Raw genomic sequence first — 22,835 nt, forward strand, 5'->3', positions numbered from 1 at the left:
CCGCTCAGGTCCGCCGGACGCGATCGATCAACGCGACGATCAGCATCAGCACGAGGCCAGCGCCAAGCCCGACGATGAAGCCGAGCGAAGGCTGGCCGTTGAGAATGCCGGTCACTGTGCCGACGATCAGGGCAAGTGCGAGCAACGCGCCGCCCGCAATGGGGGTGCTGCCGCGCGGGGCGGGGGAGGGCGTGCGGTCCATCTCGTCCCCTTGCCACGTCCCGCGCCGGGACGCCACCGTCCCGATAATGAACGCGTGGTACTGTAGAAAAGCTTATGGTTTCCGGTGGTTTACCTTTGTGGTGCGCGTGAATGTAAGACTCTGTCTGTCATGGCACAGGCGATGCGTGTTCACACCGTATCGATTGGAGCGCCCCCCGCTTATGCCGCCTGCAATGTCCACCATTCCCTATCTGGCCGATCGCGCGCATGTGACCGACGCTGCTGAACTGATTGCGATGTTCGGCGACGATGCGGGGTTCGAGGCGGCGGCACGCGCCGACCGTTATCGCGATCTGGGCAACCACATCCATTTCTGCCGCTGGCGCCAGATCGAGCGGCTGATCGTGCTGATGAGCGTCCAGCGTGCAGTGGGTACCGTCCACTGATCGTCTGACGGAAACCTGTCCGCTTCCCCGCGTTTAGGACGCATGGGGGCCGCATGACATTACCGCAATTCCTGTCCGTCACCGTGCTGATCGGCATGATGGCGATGTTCCTGTGGGGCAAGTTCCGGTACGACGTCGTCGCGGTGATGGCGCTGCTCGCCGCGCTCGTCGCAGGCATCGTCAAGCCAGCTGACGCCTTTCACGGTTTCTCCGACGATATCGTCATCATTGTCGGATCCGCGCTGGTACTCTCCGGCGCAGTGCAGCGATCGGGCGTGATCGAGCGGGTGATGCGCCGCCTGCAGAAGCATGTGACGACGGTGCGGTCGCAATTGCTGTTGCTCGCCGCGAGCGTCGGATTCGGATCGGCGCTGGTCAAGAATATCGGCGCGCTGGCGATGATGATGCCCGCCGCGTTCCAGATGGCGAAGAAATCAGACACCTCGCCCTCCGCCTTCCTGATGCCGATGGCGTTCGCCTCGCTGCTCGGCGGGCTGATCACACTGATCGGCACGTCGCCCAACATTATCGTCAGCCGCGTGCGCGAGGAGATGACGGGGCAGCCCTTCCACATGTTCGACTATGCGCCGGTCGGACTTGGCCTGACGCTGGTCGGGCTGGTGTTTCTGCGCTTCGGCTACCGCCTGCTCCCGCTCGACCGGCGCGCCGCGCCGACGATGGGTGAGGCACTCGACATCCACGACTATGCGACCGAGGCGAAGATCGTCGAGCAATCGGCGGCGGCGGGTGAACGGGTCGAGGACTTCATCGCCCGACACGAGCAGGAGGTGACGATCACCATGTTCCTGCGCGACGGCATCCGCGCGACCCCGGCACCCTCCACGATCCTGCGCGAGGGCGACATCCTGATCCTGGGCGGCGCGCCCGACAGCCTCGAACGCGCGATCGCGCGGGACAAACTCGATTTCGTCGGCACCAGCGAAGCGCCGGAAAGCGAGGAGGGCGACGAGATCGGGGTGATCGAAGCGGTGGTCTCGACCGGGTCGCCGCTGGTGGGCGGAACCGCGGGATCGCTGATGCTGCGCCAGCGCTTCGGCATCAACCTGATCGCGGTGTCGCGGCAGGGTGAGCGGATCGTTCGGCGCATGCCCAATGTCGTTTTTCAGGCGGGCGATGTGATCGTGCTGCAAGGGCCGCTCGGCGGTCTGCCGCAAACATTGAATGAACTGGGCGCGCTGCCGCTGGCAGAGCGCGAACTGCGACTGGGCAGCACGCGCAAGGGGCTGCTGCCGATCGCGATCCTCGCAATCGCGATGGCGGCGACCGCGACCGGCCTGGTCCCGGTGACGGTCGCCTTCTTTGCCGCGGCCGCCGCGGTGGTGATCGCAGGCGCGCTGCCGGTACGCGACGCGTATGAGCATGTCGAATGGCCGATCCTGATCATGCTGGGCGCACTGATCCCAGTGAGCGACTCGCTGCGTTCCACCGGCGTGACCGAACTGATTGGCAACTGGCTGTCGGTGACCGCAGCATCGCTGCCACCGTGGGGAGCGGTGGCGCTGATTATGGCGGCGGCGATGGCGGTGACACCCTTCCTGAACAACGCTGCGACGGTGCTGGTGATGGCGCCGATCGCCGCGACCTTTGCGGGCGATCTGGGGCTCAGGCCCGAAGCGTTCCTGATGGCGACCGCAGTGGGCGCGGGGTGCGATTTCCTGACGCCGATCGGGCACCAGTGCAACACGCTGGTGATGGGACCGGGCGGTTACAGGTTCAGCGACTATGCGCGGCTGGGTGCGCCGTTATCGCTGTTGGTGCTGATCGTCGGAACACCGTTGATCCTGTGGGTCTGGCCGGTTGCGTGAAGTGCAGAGGCTACCTAGGTTGAGAGGACCGATCACCACAGGAGTATTCGATGCGAACCGCTGAAGCCGTTGCCGGAATGTTGTGCCCCGTGTGCAAGGTGGGCCTCCATATGAGCGATCGGCAGGGGATCGAGATCGATTACTGCCCGCAATGTCGCGGCATCTGGCTCGATCGCGGCGAACTCGACAAGATCGTCGAGCGTAGCGGTGTTGCGGAAGCACCCGCGGCACCTGCCGCTCCTCCAACACCGCACGCACCGCCGCCACCGCAGCAGGGCAGCCCATGGCAGCAGGGTGGAGGTTATCCGCCGCAGCAGCAGGGCTATGGGCAGCAGGGCTACGGGCACGGCTACGATCCGCGCTACAAGCACAAGCGCAAGAAGAGCTTTCTCGAAGAGCTGTTCGACTGAGCTTGAAACCCTCCCCGAAACCGGGGAGGGTTTTTTCGATCAGGCCAGCGCCCCCACCATCGCCTTCACCTCCATGAACTCGGCGAGGCCGAACTTGCCGTGCTCACGGCCGTTGCCCGATTGCTTGTAGCCGCCGAAGGGCAGGCCGGGGTCGGGCTGGCCGCCATTGATATAGACCATCCCGGCACGCAGTCGGGGCGCGACGCGCTTCACTTCTTCGGGCGTGCCGAAGAGGACCGCGGACAGGCCATATTCCGTGTCGTTGGCAATGCGGACTGCTTCTTCCTCATCCTTGTACGGGATGATCGTCACCACCGGGCCGAAGATCTCTTCACGCGCGATGGTCATGTCGTTGCGCACGCCTGAGAACAGGGTCGGCTTGACGAAATAGCCGGTTTCGACGCCGTCGGGGCGGCCGGGGCCGCCGGTCTCGAGCTTGGCGCCTTCCTCCAGCCCCTTGCGGATCAGGCCCTGGATCTTCTCCCACTGCGCCTTGTTGACCACGGGACCGATATGGCGGCCTTCCTGCGCAGGATCACCTGTCTCAACCGCCTTCATCACGCCGCTCGCGATCTGCGCGGCTTCGGCTGCCTGGCTCTCGTGCACCAGCATACGTGCGGGGGCGATGCAGCTTTGTCCGGAGTTCATGATGACGCTGAACAGGCCGGTCTGGACCGCGCGCGGCAGATCGGCGCCGGGGAGGATGACGTTGGGCGACTTGCCGCCCAGTTCCTGATGCACGCGCTTGACCGTGTCGGCGGCGTTCTTCGCGACCTGAACGCCGGCACGGGTCGATCCGGTGAAGCTCACCATGTCGACGTCTTTGTGGCGGCTGAGCGCGGTGCCGACCCCGGGGCCGTCGCCCTGGACGAGGTTGAACACGCCCGCGGGGACGCCGGCCTTGTCCATGATCTCGGCGAAGATCGCAGCGCAGGACGGCGCTTCCTCGCTCGGCTTGAGCACCATCGTGTTGCCGGCGGCGAGCGCGGGCGCGACCTTGGCGACGATCTGATTGAGCGGCCAGTTCCAGGGCGTGATCAGTGCGACCACGCCGATCGGTTCATGCACCACAAGGCTGGTGCCGATCTGCTCGCTGAACTCGAAATTCCTGAGCGCGTTGATCGTCGACATCAGGTGGCCGATGCCGCTGCCGACCTGTGCGGTCTTCGCGAGGCTGATCGGTGCGCCCATTTCGGCGGCGATGGCATCGGCGAGGTCGCCCGCGCGGTTCTTGTATTCGGTGAGGATCGCCTCGAGCAGCGCGATCCGCTCCTCGACGCTGGTGCGCGAGAAGCTGTCGAACGCGGCCTTGGCTGCGGCGACCGCCTTGTCGGCATCCGCCTCGGACCCCAGGGTGATTTCCGCGACGGCTGCTTCGGTCGCGGGATTGATCACGTCGTGGCGCGTGCCCCCCTCGCTTTCGACCCAGGCGCCACCAATATATTGCTTGAGATAGCTCCGCATGCTCGCCTCCGGGTTTTCCAAGATCGGGTATGGTGGATTAGATGGCGACGGAGCCGACGGGTTGCAACCTGAAACTGGAGGCGAGTGTATGGCGCGTGTGGCAGTGATCGAGAAGACCGGCGGGCCCGAGGTGATTCAATGGACCACCCGTGACCTGCCGCCGCCCGGACCGGGCGAAGTCCGCGTGCGGCACACCGCCGTGGGGCTCAACTTCATCGACACCTATCACCGCTCGGGCCTGTACCCGGTACCGCTGCCCAGCGGCCTTGGCAGCGAGGCCGCCGGTGTGGTCGAGGCGCTTGGCGAAGGTGTGACCGCGCTGGCGGTCGGTGACCGGGTCGCGACCTATGGGCCGGGGCTCGGCGCCTATGCGAGCGAGCGCAACGTCCCGGCGGAGATCCTTTCGAAGCTGCCCGACGCAATTTCGGACGAGGTTGCGGCGGCGGTGATGCTCAAGGGCTGCACCGCAGAATATCTGGTCGAGCGCGTGGCAAGGGTGAAGGCGGGGATGACGGTGCTGGTCCATGCCGCAGCGGGCGGTACCGGGCAATTGCTGGTGCAGTGGCTCAAGCATCTTGGCGCTACGGTGATCGCTACCGTTGGTTCGCCCGACAAGGCGGAGCGTGCGCGTGCGCTCGGGGCAGATCATGTCATCGAATATAAGCGTGAGGATATCGCCGAGCGGGTGCGCGAGATCACCGGCGGTGAGGGTGTGCCCATCGTGTTCGACGGCGTTGGCGGATCGACCTGGGAAGCGTCGCTCAAGTCGGCGGCGCGGCGCGGGTTGATCGTGAGCTTTGGCAATGCCGGTGGCCCCGTGGAAGGGGTCAATTTGGGCGTGCTGAGCCGTCACGGTTCGCTGTTCGTCACCCGGCCGACGTTGTACGATTATTATACGAGCCCCGCGGAGCGCGCGGCGGGCGTGGCGCGCGTGTTCGAGCTGATCGCGAGCGGGGTGCTGAGCGTCGAGATCGGGCAACGGTTTGCGCTGGAGGACGCCACCGCCGCCCACCGCGCGATCGAGGCGGGCGAGACGATCGGTGCGACGCTGTTGATCCCCTAGCGCGCCTCGCGGCTGAGCCGGGTCAGAAATACCGCGTTGCGCAGCGCCTGGAGCGGGATCGAGGTCAAGTCGATCCATTCGCCTTCGGCATGCGCACCACCGCCCGCAACGCCGAGCCCGGCCAGCGTATCGACGTCCGCCGCGACGAACGCGCTGTCGGCCGCGCCGCGCTTGGCCGGGTCCATCTCGGTCATCTGGGGGAGCTTCATGTCGCGGTTGACCGTGTTGAGCTTGGTCAGCAGCGCGCGATTGCCCGCGGTCGGCGCCATCGGCGGATAGGACTCCTCGAACGCGATCTTCGCGCTGGTGCCGGGCAGGCTCTTCGCGACGATCGCCTGCATTGCAGCGCGGGTCTTCGCATCCTGCTCGGGTGTGAGCGCGCGCAGATCGCCGCGTGCGACCGCCTGCTCCGCGACAATGTTGGTCTTGCCGCTGGCGCTGACCTGATAGTTGTTCGGCGCCAGCGTCGCAGGCGTCCCTGCCGCCATCGTGCCGATGTTGAAGGTCAGGTTCTGCTCAGGCAGCGTGCGTCGGAATTCGTCGAGGATGCGCACCAGCTCATAGGCCGCGCCATAACCGAGCGAGGCGCCGAACACGCCGCTGCTATGGCCGGTCTTGCCCGTCGTGGTCAGGGTCCAGCTCGCCGAGCTGCGCCGGGCAATCGTGCCCATGTCGCCGCCATTGTCGCGCGCGAGATTCTCATATTCCAGCGCGACGTCGGCCCATTTGCCTGCAGCGATCAGGTCGCGTCGCGCGATCGCCAGCGGCTTGCCGGTGCGCTCTTCGTCCCCGGTCAGCACGATCTTGATGTCTGCGCCCTTGAGCGTGCCGGCGGCCTGCATCGCGCGTAGCGCCGCGACGATCACCACGATCCCGCCTTTGTCGTCGCCGATGCCGGGCCCGGAAGCGCGGTCGCCGGTGCGGACGAACCTCTGGAAGGGCGATTCCGGCTCGAACACCGTGTCGAGATGGCCGATCAGCAACAGGCGCTCGCCCTTGCCGTTGCCCATATGGGTCGCGATCAGGTGCCCGGCACGGCCAGTTTCCTTCATGTCGACCCACTCGACCTTGAAGCCGAGCGGCTCCAGCTCGGCGCGGACCATGGCGCCCACCTTGGTCACGCCGTCGATGTTGAGCGAGCCGCTATTTTGGTTGACCAGCTTTTCCAGCAGCGCGACGTGGCGTTCGGTCTCCGCCTTGACGGTGGCCGCCATCTTCCGCTCGGCGCCGTTCTGGGCGACGGCGGGGAGGGCGAGGATCAGGGCGAGCGGGGTGAGGGCGCGGAGCATGCGCACGTTAAAGCGGCTGGCCGCGCACCCCGCAACCCTTAGCCGGGCGTCACCATGAAGATCTCGCCGTCCAGGTCGATGATGAAGAGGTTGCCCGCCGCATCCTCCCCGAAGGAGGCGAGTTGGTTGATCGTCCCCGTATCGGGGGTGAGGTCCTGGTTGCGGCGCTCATAGTTGGTCGACGCCAGCGTGCTACCCGCGACCAGCGAGGCATAGGGGACGCTCCAGATATTGCCGCTGATATAGTCGCCGAAGACATAGGACCCCGCCAGCGAGGCGATCGGGCCTCGATAGACATAACCGCCAGTCACTGACCGCCCCTGACGCGGGCCGGTGCCGTGGCTGTATTCGGTGACGGGCGGGGTGAGACCAGCGGGAGCGGTGCCGCTGAACGGCTGGGTGCCCTCAAGGAAGCGCCAGCCGAAATTGAGGCCGGGCTGGTCGGGGCGAACGATATTGATCTCCTCGCGCGCGTTCTGGCCGACATCGGCGAGGATAAGGCGGCCATCGGGTGCGAAGGACGCGCGGAACGGATTGCGCAGACCGATCGCGAATATCCATGGATCGCCTCCGCCGGCGGCATAGGGATTGCCGGGTGCGGCGACATAGCTGCCTCCGCTTTGGGTCAGCCGCAGAATCTTGCCGAGGCGGATATTGGTGTTCTGTGCATTGTTGGAGGGATCGCCTCCGCCGCCGCCGTCGCCGATCCCCGCATAGAGATGCCCGTCTGGGCCGAAACCGAGCCAGCCGCCATTGTGATTGCTGTTGGCCGAATGCGGTGTACTCAGGACGATGGTGTAGGGGGTTGCCGGGCTGCTCAGCGAAAGCGAACGGATTTCCACCGCGCCGTCCGGTGCGGTCGCCATCACCAGCGCCTCGCCATAGGTGCCGGGGGCATTGGTGTTGACAGCAAGGCCCAGGAGTCCGCGCTCGCCATCGGTCGACAGGTTTCCGATAGTTCGGATCAATGTCTTCGCGCCCGTCGCCGGATCAAGCCGCCAGATACCGCCGCCCTTCTCCACGACATAGACGCGCGTGTCGCCCGGGATCGGCGCGACGTAGAGTGGCTGAGTAAAGCCGGTACCGACACGGCGCACCGCGATCCCCTCGCGGCTGTTGGTGACGGTGATCGAGACATCCTGTGTGGCGGAGAGGCTGCCGTCGCTGACGCGTAGCTGCACCTGATAGACATTGTCGCTGTCGGCGTCGGCCGGAAGATCGAAATTGGGCGCGGGCGCGAAGGTGAGAGCGCCCGCTGAAGTAATGGCGAAGCGCGCCGCGTCGGCTCCGCCCGCGATCGAGAAGCTGAGCGGGTTGCTGTCCGGATCGCTCGCTGTCGCGGTGAGAGCCGCGGCGACGTTCTCGGCTACCGACGCAGTGGCGGCGGACGTAAAGGAAGGCGCACGGTTATTCGGTGCAGGCGTTGGCGTTGGGCCAGGGGTGCCGTCACCGCCGCTGCATCCGGCGGTGAGCATCGCTGCGCCAAAGACGAGGACCCGCATCATTCTCTCCTGTCGTGACAGGAGCGAAACGCGCGAGCGCGGCTTTGTTCCCGCCGCCGCGCCCGCAGTTTCTCAGTCGAGCCTCAACGCGGCCTTGATGTCGGCCCAGGCGGCGAACTTGAAGTTCTGCGCGTTGGGCGGGTTATAGCCGTCCTGTGCGATGAACAAACCGCCGGGATAGTCGGCACCGAAGTCACCGGTGATCAGTTCGATCCCGTCGGTTTCTTCGGTAGAGCCGAATTTGCCCTGAGTGATGCGGAAGCGGCCGACAAAGGCTTCGTCGGAGAGGCGGTAGACGGCATAGGCATGGTCGCCCTGGCTGGAGACGAGCAGATAGCCGCCATTGCCGTCACCCTCGGTGGCAAGCGCGACGCCTTCGACATCCGCGACGAGCTTTTCGGTGTCCGCGGCGACGACCTTCGTCCCCGCGACCGCGCCTTCGGCACGCGCGTCGAAGCGCCAGACGCCGACATCCTCCTCGCCGACATAGAGCCGATGCGTGCGCTCATCCGCGACGCAGCCTTCGGACTGGGTCGCGAGCTTCATCGTGCGCAGCAGCTTGCCGGCCGGAGCGGCGCCCGACAGGTCGAGCTCGACCTGTCGGATCGTACCGTCCTTGATCACGTTGAAGGCATGGAGCTTGCCGCCCGTACGATAGAGGCAGACTCCATAGGCCTCGCCCGCGCCGACCGGTACAGTGCCGAGCGGGACGAGCCTTGCGGTCGCGGTGTCGAGCCGGAACAGCGCGAGCTTGGCATTGCGCGGATCGTTGCGGTCGCTCGCGGCGACGATCACGCCGGCCTCGCCCATGTCCTTGAGGTCGACATTGTTGACCCGGCCAGCGTCGATGAAGAACCGGTCCTTGCCGGACAGGTCATAGACGTGCAGCCCGGCCTTTTTGTCGGTGCCGACGATCAGGCTGGCGGCTGGGTTCGCCGAATTGCGCCAGATCGCGGGATCGTCCGCGGCGTCGGCATTGGCCGTACCCACCGCCTCGGTCTGGCCGCGCGCCTGAACGCTGGCCGCCGGAGTGGTGGGGACGACCGGAACCGCGTTCCTGGTCGAGGCGCAACCTGCCGCCGCGAGCGGCAGCAGGCTGAGGATGATGCTACGCCGGATCATCAGAAGTTGATCCGCACGCCGCCGCTGAAGCGGCGACCGAACCGCTCCCACTCGATGGTCTGATAGTCGGTATGCGGGGTCTTCGTGCCAGTGGCGGTCAACAGATTGCCTGGCTCGGCATAGCGGCGGCCCGGATTGTTGAGCAGGTTCGACGCGTCGACATAGATCTCGAAGTTGCGGTTGATCGCGTAGCGCGCCGAGAAGTCGAGCTCGTCGTCGGCCGCCCAATAGGTGTCGCCGGCATCGGTGAGGTCGTCGGCGATGCCGTCCAGCCAAGTGCTGCGGCGCTGATACTGAAGGCGGACCGACAGGCCGTATTTCTCGTAATAGCCGCCGACATTGTAGACGACGTCCGACGTGCCGGGCAGGCGGACCTTGCGCGCCGGAACGGTGCCGATCGCGGGCTTGGTCACTTCGCTGTCGTTGAGCGTGATGTTGGCCGAGATGCCGAAGCCGCCCATCCAGTCGGGCAGGCCAAGCGAGTCCGTCCAGGGCTCGAGCTGAAGCTGCGCAGCGGCTTCGACGCCGAACACGCGCCCGCCGCCGCCATTGGTGATGCCCGTGAAGATGTAGCCCGAACGATCGACCCCGCCGCTGTTCAGCGCATCGGAGTTGAAGGTGCGGGTCTGGCGATACAGCACGTCCTCGACCTTCTTGTAGAAGGCGCCGACCATCAGATAGCCCTGCGGACGCAGATACCATTCGAAATAGCCGTCGACGCCATAGGCGCGTTCGGGCTTCACCGATGGATTGCCGCCGGAGATGGTGCCGTTGGGGTCGTTGACCACGACGTTCGGGCGCATCTGATCATAGTCGGCGCGCGCGGCGCCGCTGTTGAACGACAGGCGCAGCTTCTTGGTGTCGTCGAGATTATAGTTGAAGTGGAAGCTGGGGAAGGCGAGCGTCTGGCTCGATTCCGCAGTGACCGGGCCGGTCGTCGCGCCCACCGTCGCCACCGCGATGCCGCGGTTGGTGATATGCTCGACGCGCACGCCGCCGACCACCGAACCCCAGTCGTAGCGCAGCGTGCCCATCGCATAGCCGGCATAGACCTGCTCGCGCACGTCGTAGATGTTGGCGGTGGCCGGCGCGAAGGTGAACTGGCTGCGCGCGCTGTTCGAGGCGGCGCGCATCTTGTCCGCGTCGAAATAGCGGAAGGTGTAGCCCATCGGGATCTTGCCCTGGAACGGCTCGCTGAGCGAGAAGTTCGCATAGTCGATCGGCATGCCGATCGCGGCGAACTGGGCGGCGGTGTTGAGCGTCAGCTGATTCTCGTCGACCGTCTTGGTGCGCTGGTCGAACTGGAACCCGGCCTTGAAGACCGCGTCGGCGCCGAGGAAGCGGGTCTCACGCGCGAGCGAGATGCGGCCGGTATAGGCCTTGGTCGTGTCGATCGCGTCGAGGATGGTCAGCGACGACAGCGGCTTGGTGAAGCTGTCGATCGCCGTCACCTGGCTTCCCGCCTGGTAACGCGTGGGGCTGCTGAGCTGCTGGGTCGTGAACAGCGTCAGGTTGCCGCGGTCGGGATTGGTGAAGTCATAGGCGACGGTCGGGCGCAGCGTGCGCGTGCTGGGGCTGTCCCAGCTCGCCTCGCCGACGACCGACCGGTCATCCTTCGATTCGGTATAGTTGCCCAGCCAGTTGAGCTTCCAGCCGTCGCCGAATTCGTGATCGCCCTCCAGCGTGTTGGTGAAGATCGACTGGCGGAAGGCGCGCAGGGTCGAGCGCTGCCGGATGTCGATGCCATAGACCGTGCCCTTGAGCGGGGTGTTGCCGATGCAGACATCGGCATAGCCGCTGGTGGTTGGCGTCGGGTTGGCCGCGGTCGAGCAGGCGGCAGTGTTCCCGACCAGATCGCTCTGGCGATCGTCGAGGTCGAAGCGATAATTGTCGCGCTTCTCGTCGTCGGTGAAGGTCGTGTAGATCGACCGCAGCGAAATGCGGTTCGTATCATTGAGGCGCCAGTCGAGACGGCCCGACACCGACCAGTTCTTGCGTGTCAGGCGATAGAGCTTGTTCTCGGTCTCATGCGCCCAGAAGCGCGTGCCGCTGCCGGGACGCTGGTCCTGCGAGACGCGCTCGTAATCGGTCTCGAAATTGTCGGTGATCATGTCACGCTGATAGAAGCTGCCCGACACCAGCACCCCGATCTCGCCCATGCCGGTGTCGAACCGGTTCGAGACGACCGCCGACCCTTCATACTCGCCGCGGCTGCCGAGTTCGGCATGGCCGGCGCCGAGCTTGCCCGCGAAGTGGAAGCCCGAATAGTCGAAGGCGGAGCGGGTAATGATGTTGACGTTACCGGCGACGGTCTCGCCCGGCATGTCGGGGGTCACGGCCTTGGACACGATGATCTTGGAAGCGATCGCCGAGGGGATCGAATCGAAGCGCGCGTCGCGGCCCTCGGGGCTGACCACGTTGATCCCGTCGAACGACAGCGTGGTCCAGTAGTTGGGCGCGCCGCGGATCGAGACGTAGCGGGCCTGACCCTGGTCACGCTCGACAGCGAGACCGGGCAGGCGGCCGGTTGCCTGAGCGATATTCTGGTCGGGCAGGCGGCCGACGCCGTCCGCCGCGGCGACGGTAACGAGCGAATCCGAGTTCTTCTGCGTTTCGAGCGCAGCGGCTTCCGATTCGGCGATCGGGCGGCTACCGGTGACGACGACTTCCTCGCCTTCCGTTGTCTCGGGCGTTTCCCTCGCTGCGGCGGGGGTGGCGGTCGCGATGGCGACGGACGCGAGGCTGGCGCTCGCAAGGGCGGCGATGATCGAGTTGCGGTTCATGAGGTCCCCCGGTTGAGTCGAGGGCGCGCCTAGGCTGGCCGCATGTCACTCAGGCGCGATATCGGTGTCGCTTTGGTTGCGATATGATGACGATTGCGTGACGTTGCGCGAACGACACGCTCCCGCGGCGCCGCTGGCGAGAAGCGCGAGGATGCCAGCTGTGATGGCGACGCCGCGGGTATCGCCCAGCTCCAGCGCCAGGCCACCGGCGATGCTGCCGATCGCAATGCCGATATTGGCGGCAGAGATGTTGAGTGATCCGGCAAAGCCCGGCGCATCGGGTGCAGCCTGCATCACGCGTACCTGACAGAAGACGAATCCGGCTGCGTGTGCGGCGCCCCAGAGCAGGATTGCGAGGCCGGTCGCGAACACACTCATGTCTGCGGAAATCATTCCCGCCATCGCTGCGGTGAGTAACGCTGCGACGACGGTTCCCGCGAGGACGAACGATTCAAGCCTCCCCGCGATCCAGTTGCCGGCGAGACCGGCGGCGCCGAAACCGAGCAGGGCGAGCGCGACGCCTTCGGGCGTGAGCGCTGCGCGGCTGAGCAATATGGCGATGTAGCTGAACCCGGTGAACATCGCGGCAAATGCCAGCGTGGAGAGCAGCAGGTGGCTCTGAATCCGGGCGCGGGCGAGCAAACGCCACGGAGCGACAGCTGTATCGGCGTATGTCCGGGGCACACTCTTCAAGCAGAGCATTGTGCCGAGCAGGGCCAGCGCGCCGATGAGCGCCATTGGGGCCTGCCATCCGAGATAGGCGGCAACGAAACTGCCTGCCGTCGGTGCAAGCGTGCCGCCGACGGTGACGCCGATATAGAGAAGCGCGATTCCCGGCCCAGCGCCGCGCTCAAGCCCGATCAGCGCGCCGGCGACGCTCATGAACAGCGGCAGCGTCGCGCCCTGTAGCACGCGCAGCGTCAGCGCGAGGGCAAAGCTTGGGTATGCCAGCAGAAGCAGGTTCGCCGCGAACGGCAACAGCGCCAGTGCGAGCACGGGTGTGGCTGGAAATCGGGCGGTAGCGGCAGTGAGGAGTGGGCCAAACAGTGCGGAGGCCAGCGCGAAGCCAGTGATCAGCCAACCCACTCGCGCAGGCGAAATCTCGAACGCACCAGTCAGGGCAGGGATGAGTCCGATCACGACGAACTCGGCCGCGACCACCACGGCTGCGCCGAAGATCAGCGGCGCAGCCGTGATGCGGCTCATGCGTTGGCGCCGCTATCGACGAGCAGGGAAGTTCCGGTCACCGATCGCGCTTCGGGAGAGGCGAGGTAGGTGACGGCGGAGGCGATGTCCTGCGCAGTGCCGAAGCGGCCGAGCGCGGTGAGTGCGATCTGGTCTGCCGCGTGTTCGCCATCGGCCGGGTTCATGTCGGTATCGGTCGATCCCGGATTGACCGTGTTCACCGTGATCCCGCGCGGGGCAAGATCGCGGGCGAGCGCCTGATGCAACATCGCGATTCCGGCCTTGCTGGCGCTATAGGCAGCAAGGCCGGGCGAGGGAGCCTGAAGCGCGAGGTTGCTACCGATCGCGATGATACGTCCGCCTTCGCCCATATGCGGCAGCACCGCGCGTACCGCGACAAAGGCGGCACGCAGATTGACCGCCATCGTCGCATCCCAATCGTCGAGGCTGAGCTCGTCGACCGGTGCAGCGATGAAGATACCGGCGTTGTTGACGAGGATATCGATGCCGCCCAGCGCTGCCGCGGCTTCGTTCACCGCCGCCTCGACCGCGGCGGCATTGCGATTGTCTGCAGCGATTGCGATTGCCTTGCGGCTAAGCGCTTCGATCTCACGGACCACCGCCCCGGCGGCATCGACGGAGGCGGCGTAGGTGATCGCGACATCCGCGCCGTCCGCGGCCAGCCGCCGCGCGATCGCTGCGCCGATGCCACGGCTGCCCCCGGTCACGAGCGCGCGCTTTCCTTCCAATCGCATCGTCATATCTCCATTTCTGTAGTGGTTGATACAAATATGGAGCGGCTTGCTCCTCCGTCAACCACTTTCTATATCGATCGCTACAGAAAGGAGGCGGCGTGGCGAAGATTGAACGAGCGGAGCGCGGCCGACCGCGCGGATTCGACCGCACTGCTGCGCTCGAGCAGGCGATGCTGCTGTTCTGGCGCAAGACCTATGAGGGCACCTCGATCGCCGACCTGACCGGCGCGATGGGGATCAATGCGCCGAGCCTGTATGCCGCATTCGGGAGCAAGCATGCGTTGTTCCGCGAAGCCGTGGCGCATTATGCCGATCATCATGGCACTGAGATCTGGCGCACGCTGCATGAAGCACCGACGATCGATGCCGCGGTGGCAGGGTTCCTGTTCGCGACCGCGCAATCCTATTCGACGCCCGGCGATCCGCCGGGCTGCCTGATCGTGCTCGGTACTCAATATGGAGCGGATGAAACCGATCCTGCACACGGTGAGCTGCGCAAGCGCCGCCGCGCCAATCTGGACGAGATTGCGGACCGCATGTCGCGCGCAGTCGCGAACGGCGAATTGCCGGCGGGCTTCGATGTCCGTGGCGCCGCGGCGTTCCTGTTGAGCGTGCAGACGGGGATGTCGGTGCTGGCGCGCGACGGCGCGGGCCGCGCTGCACTGGAAGCCGCAGCGCGGGGTGGCGTACTCGGCTGGCGTGGCTTCGGACGTCTGGACAGCTGACACGAAAACGCCCGGACCTTTCGGTCCGGGCGTCTCGCTGTCCGGTGCCGCTTTCGTGAAGAGGCGGCGCCTGGGAACAGGTTCGTCTTATGACGAATAATACATGTCGAACTCGACGGGGCTGGGAGTCATTTCCCAGCGCGCGACGTCGGCACGCTTGATCTCGACATAGGCCTCGATCTGATCCTTGCTGAACACATCACCCTTGAGCAGGAAGTCCATATCCGCCTCGAGGCTGTCGAGCGCCTCGCGGAGCGAACCGCATACGGTCGGCACTTCGGCCAGTTCCTCGGGCGGAAGGTCGTAGAGGTTCTTATCCATCGGGTCGCCCGGATGGATCTTGTTCTGGATGCCGTCGAGGCCGGCCATCAGCAGCGCCGCGTAGCAGAGATACGGGTTGGCCAGCGCGTCGGGGAAGCGGAACTCGACGCGCTTCGCCTTGGTGCCCGTGCCGTACGGAATGCGGCACGACGCCGAGCGGTTGCGCGACGAATAGGCGAGCAGCACCGGTGCCTCATACCCCGGGACCAGACGCTTGTAGCTGTTGGTCGACGGGTTGGTGAAGGCGTTCAACGCCTTGGCGTGCTTGATCACGCCGCCGATGAAGTAGAGGCACATCTCGGACAGGCCGGCATAGCCGTTGCCCGCGAACAGCGGCTTGCCGCCATCCCAGATCGAGAAGTGGGTGTGCATGCCCGAGCCGTTATCTTCCTTGATCGGCTTGGGCATGAAGGTCGCGGTCTTGCCATAGGCATGCGCGACCTGATGCACGACATACTTGTAGATCTGCATGCGGTCGGCGGTCTGGACCAGCGTGCCATAGGTCAGGCCCAGCTCATGCTGCGCCGCGGCGACTTCATGGTGATGCTTGTCGCAGGGCAGGCCCATTTCGAGCATGGTCGAGACCATCTCGCCACGGATATCGACGGCGCTGTCGACCGGCGCGACGGGGAAATAGCCCCCCTTGGCGCGCGGGCGGTGGCCCATATTGCCGCTCTCATACTGCTTGGACGAGTTACCCGGCAGTTCGATATCGTCGAGCTGATAGTAGCTCGAGGAATAGGTGTTCTCGAAGCGGACATCGTCGAACATGAAGAATTCGGCTTCGGGGCCGACATAGACGGTGTCGCCGATGCCGAGCGACTGGAGATACGCCTCCGAGCGCTTGGCGGTCGAACGCGGGTCGCGGGTATAGAGCTCACCGGTCGAAGGCTCGACGACGTCGCACACCAGAATCAGCATCGGGGTCGCGCTGAACGGATCGGTCCAGACGGCGTCGAGATCCGGCTTGAGGATCATGTCGGACTCGTTGATCGCCTTCCAGCCCTCGATCGACGAACCGTCGAACATCAGGCCGTCGGTCAGCTCGTCCTCGCCCAGGATGCTCGCCACCATGGTCAAATGCTGCCACTTGCCCTTGGGGTCGGTGAAGCGCAGGTCGATCCACTCGATCTCCTGATCCTTGACCATCTTCAGAATGTCGGCGGCGGTATTAGCCATTGGAACCAAGCCCCTTTCTTACTCAAATCTCTTGAAAATAACGGTGGTGCGTCACCTTGCGATGACGTGACTCAAATCGCGTTGTCGTCGCGCTCCCCGGTGCGGATGCGCAGCGCGGTTTCGATCGCGGTGACGAATATCTTGCCGTCGCCGATGCGGCCGGTTTGTGCGGCGGTGGCGATCGCCTCGACCACACGGTCGGTCAGCGCGTCCTCGACCACAACCTCCAGCTTCACCTTGGGCAGGAAGTCGACGACATACTCGGCGCCGCGGTAAAGCTCGGTGTGGCCCTTCTGGCGCCCGAAGCCTTTGGCTTCGGTTACGGTGATGCCGGAAACTCCGACCTCGTGCAGCGCCTCTTTCACCTCATCCAGCTTGAACGGCTTGATGATGGCTTCGATCTTTTTCACGGCCTGTCATTCCTTCGTTTCAAGCGGGGCTTGTTCTGCTTCGCCCCGACTCCGCCCGGTCCTGCGCCGATGCTGGCGAAGGCAGGCAGTGGGATCAAGCGAAACGCCCCTTACCGCGCGGGTTGCACGAGGCGTGCCAGAATCTCCGCCTCGCGATTCCGCTGGGCTGCGATGCAATGGGCCTCCTGAGCTGCCCGATAAATGAGCAGATGCCGCCGAATTCTGCGCGATTGCGGGGCAGTCTTGCGGGCCGAATGGGCCGGGTGTAGCGGTTTGCTATCACACCTGTTCGGGGGACTTCTCCATATGCTTTACGCCCGCCTGATGCTTGCCGGCCTGCTTGCTGGCAGCGCCGTTCTCTCCGCCCCCGCGCTTGCGCAGCACGCCCCGGCCGCCCAGCCGGGCGAAAGCGCCGAGGACGCCAGGCTCAAGGCGCTGTTCCATGCCAGCGACGAGGCGATGCTCAAGCGCCAGCCACTGATGGCGATCTTCCGCGGCGATTTGCGCTACGCCGACAGGCTCGGCAACTATTATACCGATGCCTATACCGCGGCGGAGAAAGCCGCGACTGAGCAGGATCTGGCCGCGCTCAAGCGGATCGACCGCACCAAGCTCAGCGCCGTCAGCAAGATCGCCTATGACGTATTCAAGGTGGATCAGGAGCGCAGCCTCAAGGGTTTCGCGCCCGCGATCATGGGCGTGAGCAAATATCTGCCGATGGACCATTTCACCGGTTTCCAGACCTTCTATCCGGACTTTGCATCGGGGCAGGGCGCCGCGCCGTTCAAGAGCGTTGTCGACTATGACAACAACCTGAAGCGCAACGTCGAATATGCCGCGACCTATGACCGGGTGATCGGGCTGTTCCGCGAAGGGATGAAGCGCAAGATTGTCCAGCCCAAGCTGGTCGTGCGCAACATGATCGGACAGTTCGACAAGCTGATCGCTCAGGGCGTCGAGGAGTCGGTGTTCTACGCGCCGGTCAAGAAGTTCCCCGAAGGCGTGAGCGAAGCCGACCAGACGCGGCTGCGCGCCGCCTATGCCGCGCAGATCCGGGACGTGATCATCCCGGCGCACAAGAAGATGCGCGACTTCCTCGCCAACGAATACCTTCCGGCCGCGCGCGACAGCGTCGGCACCTCGGCGCTGCCCGGCGGCGCGGCGGTGTACAATTACGCGATCGAGAGCAACACGACGTTGCCGCTGACCGCGGACTATGTCCACAATCTCGGCCTGTCCGAGGTGAAACGCATCTTGGCGGAGATGGAGGCGCAGAAGAAGGCGGTCGGCTTTACCGGCACGCTGCCCGAATTCTTCACCTTCCTGCGCACCGACACGCGCTTCCAGCCCAAGAGCGCCGAAGCGCTGCGCGAGGGCTATGAGGCGATCGGTAAGCGCGTGGACCTGCGCGTGCGCGAGCAATTCTCGTTGATCCCCAAGACCCCGCTCGAGATCCGGCCGGTGCCCGACTATCGCGCCGAGGGCGATGCGGCCGGCAGCTATGTCCAGGGCACTCCGGACGGGTCGCGGCCCGGCGTGTTCTTTTACAACACCCACGACCTGCCGGTGCGCTACACTTGGGGCATGGAGACGCTCTACCTGCACGAAGCGGTGCCGGGGCATCACTTCCAGATCAGCCTGGCGCAGGAGAACGACAAGCTGCCGGCGTTCATGCGCTTCGGCGGGAATACCGCGTTCGTTGAAGGCTGGGCGCTCTATGCCGAGACGCTGTACAAGGAACTCGACGTCGCGGTGGAGCCGTACCAGCGGATGGGCGGCCTCAGCGACGAGATGCTGCGCGCGATGCGGCTGGTGGTCGACAGCGGCCTCCACGCCAAGAACTGGAGCCGCGAACAGGCGATCGACTATATGCTCGCCAACTCGCCGATGCCGAAGACCGACGCGATCGCCGAGGTCGAGCGCTACATCGCGATGCCGGGACAGGCGCTGGCGTACAAGGTCGGCCAGCTGACGATCCTCAAAGCGAAGGCCAAGGCGAAGGCGGCGCTGGGCGCCAAGTTCGATCCCCGCGCCTTCCATGCCGTGGTGCTCGACACCGGCGCGCTGCCGATGCCGGTGCTGGAGAAGAAGGTCGACGACTGGATCGAGTCGGCGAAGTGATGCGTAGTGGGCGGGTTAGAGCGCCTGACCCGCCGCCCAACCGCTCGCCCAGGCCCATTGGAAGTTGTAGCCGCCGAGCCAGCCGGTGACATCGACCGCTTCGCCGATCGCGTAGAGGCCGGGGACGTCGCGCGCTTCCATCGTCTGGGATGACAGGCCCGCGGTGCTGATGCCGCCGATCGTCACCTCGGCCTTGGCATAGCCTTCGGTGCCGTTGGGGTGGAAGCGCCACGCGGCGAGGCGGCGCTCGGCCTCGTCCAGCTTCTTGTCGGCGGTGTTCGCGAGCTCGGTGTCGAGAGCCAGCTGGTCGGCGAGCGTGTCGGCGAGGCGGTTAGGCAGGACCTCGCCGAGCAGCTTGCGCAAGGTGGCGCGCGGCTGGGCGCGCTTGGCATCGGTGAGCCAGCTGGAGCCGCGTCCGGGCAGGAAGTCGATCTCGACCGGCTCGCCGTGCCGCCAATAGGAACTGACCTGGAGGATTGCCGGGCCGGAGAGGCCGCGATGCGTGAACAAGGCCGCCTCGCGAAACTTCGCCTTGCCCGCGCGCGCCTCGACCGGGGCGGCGACGCCGGAGAGCTCGCGGAACAGCACTTCGTCTCCGCCGAGCGTCAGCGGCACCAGCGCCGGGCGCGGCTCGACCACCTTGAGCCCGAATTTGCGCGCGAGGTCATAGGCGAAGCCGGTGGCGCCCATCTTCGGGATCGAAGGCCCGCCGGTAGCAAGGACGAGGGCAGGGGCGGTGGCTGCGCGCTCGCCGACCGTCACGCGATACTGGCCAGCGGTATGCGACACGTCGCGGACCGCGTGGCCGAGCGCGATCTCGACCCCGCTCGCCTCGCATTCGGCGAGCAGCATCGCGACGATCTGCTTCGCGCTACCGTCGCAGAAGAGCTGGCCCAGCGTCTTCTCGTGCCAGGCGATGCCGTAGCGATCGACCAAGGCGATGAAGTCATGCTGGGTGTAGCGGCGCAGCGCCGACTTGGCGAAATGCGGGTTGGCGGAGAGATAGCGATCGGGCGCGATGCCGAGATTGGTGAAGTTGCACCGTCCACCGCCCGATATCAGGATCTTCTTTCCGACCTGATCGGCATGGTCGATCAGCAGCACGCGGCGACCGCGCTGACCGGCGGTGAGGGCGCACATCAGGCCCGCGGCGCCCGCGCCGAGGATGACCGCGTCGTAGGTGTTGGGTGAAGAAGTCAGTGGAGCCTCCAGACTAACCGTCACCCCGGCACAAGGCCGGGGTGACGGCTCGGGGTGCGTGTGGGGGAGGGACCTAGCGCAGCTTCGCGATTGACAGGCCGTCGGCCTTGGCGCGGTCCTTGACCGATTCCTCGCTGCGGGTCAGCGCCTTGGCGATCGCCTTCAGCGCCATGCCCTTCTTGGCGAGCGTGTGCAGCTTCTGCACCTCGTCGGTACGCCAGGGTTGGCGGTGACGCTCGAATTTACCCTCGGCCATTACGCGTACGGGGGCTGGTGCAGGCCGCGCTGGCTCTGCGTGAAGATCTCGCACCCGTCCTCGGTGATGCCGATCGAATGCTCGAACTGCGCGGAAAGCGAGCGGTCGCGCGTCACCGCCGTCCAGCCGTCGTCGAGCAGCTTCACATCGGGACGGCCGATATTGATCATCGGTTCGATCGTGAAGAACATGCCGGGGCGGAGTTCCGGGCCGGTGCCGGGGCGGCCGACATGAACGACCTCGGGGGCGTCATGGAACACGCGGCCGAGGCCGTGTCCGCAGAAATCACGGACCACGCCGTAGCGGTGCTTCTCGGCATATTTCTGGATAACGTGACCAACATCGCCCATCGTGTTGCCGGGCCGGGCCATCTCGATCCCGAGCATCAGGCATTCATAGGTGACGTCGACGAGGCGCTTTGCTTTGAGCGGCACGTCGCCGACAAGATACATGCGGCTGGTGTCGCCGTGCCAGCCGTTGAGCAACGGGGTCACGTCGATATTGACGATATCGCCGTCCTTGAGCGTCTTCGGGCTTGGGATGCCGTGGCAGACGACATGGTTGATGCTGATGCAGCAGCTATGCGTGTAGCCGCGATAGCCCAGCGTCGCGGGCACCGCGCCGCCGTCGATCGTCATCTTGCGGACGATGTCGTCCAGCTCCTGCGTCGTCACGCCGGGCACGACATGCGGCACCAGCGCGTCAAGAATATCCGCGGCGAGGCGGCCGGCGGCGCGCATCCCGGCGAACCCGTCGGGACCATAGAGCTTGATCGACCCGTCGCGGGCGAAATTCGTGTCTTCGGTTACGGCAACATATTCGGTCATCGGCGCGATATAGGCGTTTTGGCGCGCGGTTGCGAGAGGCAGTAGCGCTCGCCCAGCCGCGCAAAGCCGAGACCGTCGCGCTCGATCCCGCGGCGCTGCTTCGAGCCTGTAAAGCGGGCCGGGTTGCTGTGGTTGAGATGGATGAAGCGGACCTTGGCGGCGAGATCGGGGCGGAGTTTGGCGAGGCGTGCGGCGGTGTCGGCAACGCGCGGGTGCGGCACGCTCTTCATCCGCGCCGGATCGCCAAGCTCATTATCGTCGAAGAAGGTGCCGTCGACATAGGCGACGTCGACCTCCGCCAGCACATCCTCAAGCCGCCGGTCCCATTTATCCCAGCTGTCGAGATCGGGAAGATAGAGCGCGCTGCGCCCGCCGCCCTTGATGACGAAGCCGACCGTCTCCGAATATTCGTCGCGATGGGGGACGAGATAGGGTGTGACCGAGATTCCGCCGGGCAGCTGTGTTGCGGTATTCGCGGCGAGCGGGCGTAGCGCGATATTGTCGAGTGCGACGAGCTGGCTCCACGGGCCGTTCTCCCTGAGGAACCCGGCCATGCGCGGCATCGCATAGACGGGAACGCCACGCGCGTTCGCGGCTTCCCGGCCGAGGAACATCAGGCCGGTATAGTGACCCATGTGCGCGTGCGTCAGGAAGATGCCATCGATGCCGAGGCCCGGCGTTCGTTTCGGCTGATGCGTGTCGAGCCAGTGGAGCTGATCGGTCAGGTTCGGCGTCGCATCGAACAGATAGCGGCGGCCGCTCGTGTGATCGATCAGCGCGAGCGAGGCGGCCCAGGCGCGAAGCTTCGGATCGCGCCAGGCGGGATCGGTATTGCGGCCGATCTGGGGTGTGCCCGCATCCTGCGAGGTGCCGAGCACGACCAGCTCGGTCTGACAATTGGTGACGGCGAGCGCGAGTGCGGCGAGGGCGGATAGCATGACGGCGACGCTAGGCGGGGAGGCTGCATCCGTCTATGCCACCGCCATGAGCGAGCGTATCTGGACCGCGGGACTGGTGGTGATCGGCGATGAGATTCTCTCGGGTCGCACGCAGGATAAGAACGTCGCGCAAGTCGCGGTGTGGCTCAACGTTCAGGGCATCCAGCTGGCCGAAGTGCGCGTCGTGCCCGATGTGCAGGAACGCATCGTCGACGCGGTGAACGCGATCCGTGCGGGCTACGACTATTGCTTCACCACCGGCGGAATCGGGCCGACGCATGATGACATTACCGTCGATGCGATCGCCGCAGCGCTGGGGGTGCCGGTGGTGGTTCATCCGGAGGCGCGCGCGCTGATGGAGCGTTATTACGAGACGCGCGGCGGGCTGACCGAGGCGCGGCTGCGCATGGCGCGCGTGCCCGACGGCGCCGACCTGATCCCCAACCGCATGTCGGGCGCGCCGGGCATCCGCGTCGGCAACCTCTTCATCCTGGCTGGGGTGCCGCACATCACGGCGGGGATGCTCGACGCGCTGACCGGCACGCTTGAGGGCGGGCGGCCCGTGGTGAGCGCGACGATCGGCAGTTGGGCCGCGGAAAGCGAGATCGCCGGACTGCTCGGCGACACCGAACGGGCGTTCGAGGGCGTCGCGATCGGCAGCTATCCCTTTTTCCGCGAAGGCCGGACAGGTGCGAATTTCGTCGTCCGCGCGACCGATGCGGCGCTGGTCGATGCCTGCACTGCCGAGCTTGGCGCGCGGCTCTCCGCAGCGGGATACGAAGTCGTCAAAGGGGGTATCTAGCCCCCTTTACGTGACGTGCTGTGCTGATATCGTAACACACGGTATCAGT

Annotated in this window: 21 protein-coding genes; 7 read left to right on the forward strand and 14 right to left on the reverse strand. The window is 65.6% G+C overall.

The window, feature by feature from the left end; all coding sequences use genetic code 11:
- Positions 1 to 4: 4 nt before the first annotated feature.
- Positions 5 to 202 carry a hypothetical protein gene (locus AC07NK_RS06975; protein ID WP_495169864.1) on the reverse strand — a complete coding sequence of 66 codons (198 nt, stop codon included), beginning with the start codon at positions 200 to 202 and terminating at the stop codon, positions 5 to 7.
- A 193-nt stretch (positions 203 to 395) separates the two neighbouring features.
- On the opposite strand from AC07NK_RS06975, the gene AC07NK_RS06980 reads away from it, so the two are divergent.
- From AC07NK_RS06980 to AC07NK_RS06990, 3 genes are read left to right on the forward strand one after another with little or no spacing between them, the layout of a single operon-like run.
- On the forward strand, positions 396 to 608 hold the full coding sequence (locus AC07NK_RS06980; protein ID WP_495169865.1) for a hypothetical protein: 213 nt from the start codon (positions 396 to 398) through the stop codon (positions 606 to 608).
- Positions 609 to 661: 53 nt separating this feature from the next.
- Positions 662 to 2,434 carry an SLC13 family permease gene (locus AC07NK_RS06985; protein ID WP_495169866.1) on the forward strand — a complete coding sequence of 591 codons (1,773 nt, stop codon included), beginning with the start codon at positions 662 to 664 and terminating at the stop codon, positions 2,432 to 2,434.
- A gap of 50 nt (positions 2,435 to 2,484) precedes the next feature.
- Positions 2,485 to 2,844: a TFIIB-type zinc ribbon-containing protein gene (locus tag AC07NK_RS06990; protein WP_495169867.1), complete on the forward strand. Its 360-nt coding sequence runs from the start codon at positions 2,485 to 2,487 to the stop codon at positions 2,842 to 2,844.
- 39 nt (positions 2,845 to 2,883) lie between these two features.
- On the opposite strand, the gene AC07NK_RS06995 is transcribed toward AC07NK_RS06990, so the two are convergent.
- Positions 2,884 to 4,308: an aldehyde dehydrogenase family protein gene (locus AC07NK_RS06995; protein ID WP_495169868.1), complete on the reverse strand. Its 1,425-nt coding sequence runs from the start codon at positions 4,306 to 4,308 to the stop codon at positions 2,884 to 2,886.
- A gap of 88 nt (positions 4,309 to 4,396) precedes the next feature.
- Between AC07NK_RS06995 and AC07NK_RS07000 the strand changes: the two genes are divergently transcribed.
- Positions 4,397 to 5,371: a quinone oxidoreductase family protein gene (locus tag AC07NK_RS07000; protein ID WP_495169869.1), complete on the forward strand. Its 975-nt coding sequence runs from the start codon at positions 4,397 to 4,399 to the stop codon at positions 5,369 to 5,371.
- On the opposite strand, the gene AC07NK_RS07005 is transcribed toward AC07NK_RS07000, so the two are convergent.
- From AC07NK_RS07005 to AC07NK_RS07030, 6 genes are all read right to left on the reverse strand, one after another.
- Positions 5,368 to 6,660 (reverse strand): M20/M25/M40 family metallo-hydrolase, encoded by a 1,293-nt coding sequence (locus tag AC07NK_RS07005; protein WP_495169870.1) that lies wholly within the window; start codon positions 6,658 to 6,660, stop codon positions 5,368 to 5,370. The genes AC07NK_RS07000 and AC07NK_RS07005 overlap by 4 nt on opposite strands.
- A gap of 38 nt (positions 6,661 to 6,698) precedes the next feature.
- On the reverse strand, positions 6,699 to 8,162 hold the full coding sequence (locus tag AC07NK_RS07010; protein ID WP_495169871.1) for a PQQ-dependent sugar dehydrogenase: 1,464 nt from the start codon (positions 8,160 to 8,162) through the stop codon (positions 6,699 to 6,701).
- Between the two features lie 72 nt (positions 8,163 to 8,234).
- On the reverse strand, positions 8,235 to 9,284 hold the full coding sequence (locus AC07NK_RS07015; protein WP_495169872.1) for a phytase: 1,050 nt from the start codon (positions 9,282 to 9,284) through the stop codon (positions 8,235 to 8,237).
- Entirely contained in the window at positions 9,284 to 12,067 is a 2,784-nt protein-coding gene (locus tag AC07NK_RS07020; protein WP_495169873.1) for a TonB-dependent receptor, read from the reverse strand. Before AC07NK_RS07020 ends, AC07NK_RS07015 begins: the two co-directional genes overlap by 1 nt.
- A gap of 45 nt (positions 12,068 to 12,112) precedes the next feature.
- On the reverse strand, positions 12,113 to 13,273 hold the full coding sequence (locus AC07NK_RS07025) for an MFS transporter (protein ID WP_495169874.1): 1,161 nt from the start codon (positions 13,271 to 13,273) through the stop codon (positions 12,113 to 12,115).
- Positions 13,270 to 14,007, reverse strand: a complete 738-nt coding sequence (locus tag AC07NK_RS07030; RefSeq protein ID WP_495169875.1) for a 3-oxoacyl-ACP reductase family protein — start codon at positions 14,005 to 14,007, stop codon at positions 13,270 to 13,272. The genes AC07NK_RS07025 and AC07NK_RS07030 overlap by 4 nt, the downstream gene beginning before the upstream one ends.
- Before the next feature lie 98 nt (positions 14,008 to 14,105).
- Here AC07NK_RS07030 and AC07NK_RS07035 point away from each other — a divergent pair, with 98 nt between their 5' ends.
- On the forward strand, positions 14,106 to 14,732 hold the full coding sequence (locus tag AC07NK_RS07035) for a TetR/AcrR family transcriptional regulator (protein WP_495169876.1): 627 nt from the start codon (positions 14,106 to 14,108) through the stop codon (positions 14,730 to 14,732).
- A gap of 87 nt (positions 14,733 to 14,819) precedes the next feature.
- Here the strand turns inward: AC07NK_RS07035 and glnA are convergent, their stop codons facing one another.
- Both glnA and AC07NK_RS07045 read right to left on the reverse strand, forming a co-directional pair.
- Positions 14,820 to 16,232 (reverse strand): type I glutamate--ammonia ligase, encoded by a 1,413-nt coding sequence (glnA, locus tag AC07NK_RS07040; protein WP_495169877.1) that lies wholly within the window; start codon positions 16,230 to 16,232, stop codon positions 14,820 to 14,822.
- A gap of 71 nt (positions 16,233 to 16,303) precedes the next feature.
- Positions 16,304 to 16,642: a P-II family nitrogen regulator gene (locus tag AC07NK_RS07045; RefSeq protein WP_495161501.1), complete on the reverse strand. Its 339-nt coding sequence runs from the start codon at positions 16,640 to 16,642 to the stop codon at positions 16,304 to 16,306.
- A gap of 306 nt (positions 16,643 to 16,948) precedes the next feature.
- Here AC07NK_RS07045 and AC07NK_RS07050 point away from each other — a divergent pair, with 306 nt between their 5' ends.
- Entirely contained in the window at positions 16,949 to 18,763 is a 1,815-nt protein-coding gene (locus AC07NK_RS07050; protein ID WP_495169878.1) for a DUF885 domain-containing protein, read from the forward strand.
- Positions 18,764 to 18,778: 15 nt separating this feature from the next.
- Here the strand turns inward: AC07NK_RS07050 and AC07NK_RS07055 are convergent, their stop codons facing one another.
- From AC07NK_RS07055 to AC07NK_RS07070, 4 genes are all read right to left on the reverse strand, one after another.
- Positions 18,779 to 19,903: a BaiN/RdsA family NAD(P)/FAD-dependent oxidoreductase gene (locus tag AC07NK_RS07055; protein ID WP_495170345.1), complete on the reverse strand. Its 1,125-nt coding sequence runs from the start codon at positions 19,901 to 19,903 to the stop codon at positions 18,779 to 18,781.
- A gap of 133 nt (positions 19,904 to 20,036) precedes the next feature.
- Positions 20,037 to 20,219, reverse strand: a complete 183-nt coding sequence (locus AC07NK_RS07060) for a hypothetical protein (protein ID WP_066576812.1) — start codon at positions 20,217 to 20,219, stop codon at positions 20,037 to 20,039.
- Positions 20,219 to 21,046, reverse strand: coding sequence for a type I methionyl aminopeptidase (gene map / locus AC07NK_RS07065; RefSeq protein WP_495169879.1), 828 nt, complete (start codon positions 21,044 to 21,046; stop codon positions 20,219 to 20,221). Before map ends, AC07NK_RS07060 begins: the two co-directional genes overlap by 1 nt.
- Positions 21,043 to 21,984 carry an MBL fold metallo-hydrolase gene (locus AC07NK_RS07070; protein ID WP_495169880.1) on the reverse strand — a complete coding sequence of 314 codons (942 nt, stop codon included), beginning with the start codon at positions 21,982 to 21,984 and terminating at the stop codon, positions 21,043 to 21,045. The genes map and AC07NK_RS07070 overlap by 4 nt, the downstream gene beginning before the upstream one ends.
- A gap of 46 nt (positions 21,985 to 22,030) precedes the next feature.
- Between AC07NK_RS07070 and AC07NK_RS07075 the strand changes: the two genes are divergently transcribed.
- Positions 22,031 to 22,786, forward strand: coding sequence for a competence/damage-inducible protein A (locus AC07NK_RS07075; protein ID WP_495170346.1), 756 nt, complete (start codon positions 22,031 to 22,033; stop codon positions 22,784 to 22,786).
- The last annotated feature ends 49 nt before the right edge of the window (positions 22,787 to 22,835 follow it).

This window comes from Sphingomonas sp. GW821-FHT09B04, assembly GCF_059418285.1.

Excerpts from the sequence above, each read along its gene's own strand:
- AC07NK_RS06975 (WP_495169864.1), bottom strand. The coding sequence starts at position 202 with ATGGACCGCACGCCCTCCCCCGCCCCGCGCGGCAGCACCCCCATTGCG.
- AC07NK_RS06980 (WP_495169865.1), top strand. The coding sequence starts at position 396 with ATGTCCACCATTCCCTATCTGGCCGATCGCGCGCATGTGACCGACGCT.
- AC07NK_RS07075 (WP_495170346.1), top strand. The coding sequence starts at position 22,031 with ATGAGCGAGCGTATCTGGACCGCGGGACTGGTGGTGATCGGCGATGAG.
- AC07NK_RS07060 (WP_066576812.1), bottom strand. The coding sequence starts at position 20,219 with ATGGCCGAGGGTAAATTCGAGCGTCACCGCCAACCCTGGCGTACCGAC.
- AC07NK_RS06985 (WP_495169866.1), top strand. The coding sequence starts at position 662 with ATGACATTACCGCAATTCCTGTCCGTCACCGTGCTGATCGGCATGATG.
- AC07NK_RS07050 (WP_495169878.1), top strand. The coding sequence starts at position 16,949 with ATGCTTTACGCCCGCCTGATGCTTGCCGGCCTGCTTGCTGGCAGCGCC.
- AC07NK_RS07055 (WP_495170345.1), bottom strand. The coding sequence starts at position 19,903 with ATGTGCGCCCTCACCGCCGGTCAGCGCGGTCGCCGCGTGCTGCTGATC.
- AC07NK_RS07000 (WP_495169869.1), top strand. The coding sequence starts at position 4,397 with ATGGCGCGTGTGGCAGTGATCGAGAAGACCGGCGGGCCCGAGGTGATT.
- glnA (WP_495169877.1), bottom strand. The coding sequence starts at position 16,232 with ATGGCTAATACCGCCGCCGACATTCTGAAGATGGTCAAGGATCAGGAG.
- map (WP_495169879.1), bottom strand. The coding sequence starts at position 21,046 with ATGACCGAATATGTTGCCGTAACCGAAGACACGAATTTCGCCCGCGAC.
- AC07NK_RS07005 (WP_495169870.1), bottom strand. The coding sequence starts at position 6,660 with ATGCTCCGCGCCCTCACCCCGCTCGCCCTGATCCTCGCCCTCCCCGCC.
- AC07NK_RS07010 (WP_495169871.1), bottom strand. The coding sequence starts at position 8,162 with ATGCGGGTCCTCGTCTTTGGCGCAGCGATGCTCACCGCCGGATGCAGC.
- AC07NK_RS07030 (WP_495169875.1), bottom strand. The coding sequence starts at position 14,007 with ATGCGATTGGAAGGAAAGCGCGCGCTCGTGACCGGGGGCAGCCGTGGC.
- AC07NK_RS06995 (WP_495169868.1), bottom strand. The coding sequence starts at position 4,308 with ATGCGGAGCTATCTCAAGCAATATATTGGTGGCGCCTGGGTCGAAAGC.
- AC07NK_RS07015 (WP_495169872.1), bottom strand. The coding sequence starts at position 9,284 with ATGATCCGGCGTAGCATCATCCTCAGCCTGCTGCCGCTCGCGGCGGCA.
- AC07NK_RS07020 (WP_495169873.1), bottom strand. The coding sequence starts at position 12,067 with ATGAACCGCAACTCGATCATCGCCGCCCTTGCGAGCGCCAGCCTCGCG.
- AC07NK_RS07025 (WP_495169874.1), bottom strand. The coding sequence starts at position 13,273 with ATGAGCCGCATCACGGCTGCGCCGCTGATCTTCGGCGCAGCCGTGGTG.
- AC07NK_RS07070 (WP_495169880.1), bottom strand. The coding sequence starts at position 21,984 with ATGCTATCCGCCCTCGCCGCACTCGCGCTCGCCGTCACCAATTGTCAG.
- AC07NK_RS06990 (WP_495169867.1), top strand. The coding sequence starts at position 2,485 with ATGCGAACCGCTGAAGCCGTTGCCGGAATGTTGTGCCCCGTGTGCAAG.